At 31.0% G+C, this 261-nt stretch carries 1 pseudogene; it reads right to left on the bottom strand.

The annotated features are described in order from the left end of the window. Positions 1 to 261, bottom strand: a pseudogene (locus P8629_RS12140) (hypothetical protein); the annotation flags it as partial.

The raw sequence follows: 261 nt of genomic DNA, 5'->3' as shown, positions 1-261 counted from the left end.
TGCAATCCCAAATAACTTTCGAGATTGTCATTGCTTTTCTCAGCAACTACTTTGCCCGAACCATCTTCCATAAACTGATAAACCATCATTCTGTCATAATCTATAATGGTAGAAATAATGTTGAGAAGCTGTTTCCAGATTTCCTGTTCATTATCTATGATGTAGAAATTATCATATTTACTGGTAATTTTTTTCAGAGTATTTTCTACAACCGCTTCAAATTCTAAAAATGCAAACTGATTAGATAAGAAAACAGAAAAA

The organism is Hydrogenovibrio sp. 3SP14C1 (assembly GCF_029625905.1).
In the GTDB taxonomy this organism is placed as follows: domain Bacteria; phylum Pseudomonadota; class Gammaproteobacteria; order Thiomicrospirales; family Thiomicrospiraceae; genus Hydrogenovibrio.
Note: the sequence above shows the minus strand (reverse complement) of the source record. Positions and strands in the feature narration are given on the sequence as shown.